Source organism: Methylobacterium sp. E-045 (assembly GCF_022829685.1).
Classification (GTDB): Bacteria; Pseudomonadota; Alphaproteobacteria; order Rhizobiales; family Beijerinckiaceae; genus Methylobacterium.
The window spans coordinates 1-722 of record NZ_JAKSYE010000100.1; the positions used below are offsets into that span (position 1 = coordinate 1).

Here is a 722-nt window from a genome sequence, read left to right on the forward strand (position 1 = left end):
CACGGCGCCGAGGCCTTCCAGGATCTCAGGCAGGGCCAGGACGAAGGCGACGAGATAGGTGCGCCAGCCCTTCAGCGAGTACAGCCAGGCGCGGACGCGCGTGCGGAAGAGGCTACGGGGCATCAGGCGGCCTTTCGCTAGAGGGCGGCGTGTAGCCGGGCCCAGAAGCCGAGCGGGGCGGGAGCCGGCTCAGGGGGCGGATTGTCACGAACCGGCGGTTTGGTGGATTACACCGGCGCGGGCTTGTCGCTCGTGACAATCGCTGGCGCACCAAGAGCGCCCGGCAGGCGGGCGGCGGTCAGCGGCATTCCGCCTGCGACGAGGGCGGCCTCGAAGCGCGCAGCATAGCCCGCGATCAGCGAGGCCTTATCCGTGCCGTTCACGGTGCGACGGGCGCCGACATAATCGCAGCGGTCGCCGGCGATGTAGTCTTCGAGCGCCTTGCCGGTGAAGTCGCCCTTGATCGACACGCCACGCGTCACGCCCTCGATGAGGATCCACGCCGAGGTGGCGGGGTCGAGCGCGAGATCGGGATTCCCGGCGAGGTCGACGCCGAGCAGCTTGCCCATCGCGACATAGTTCGCCTCGAAGGTGAGCTGGACGTCGCCGCGTCCGTAGAACGACAGGCCCCTCGCGTTCGGCAGGGCATAGTTCCGACTGATCTTCCCCTTGGCGAAGAGGCTGGCCACCGCCTTGCGAGCGGCCGCGTCCGAGGTCGCGAA

Annotated in this window: 1 protein-coding gene; it reads right to left on the bottom strand. The window is 69.1% G+C overall.

The genetic code is table 11. The annotated features are described in order from the left end of the window. Positions 1–227: 227 nt before the first annotated feature. Positions 228–722: glycoside hydrolase family 19 protein (locus tag MKK51_RS20155; RefSeq protein ID WP_279601244.1), on the bottom strand; the 495-nt coding region annotated here is incomplete at its 5' end.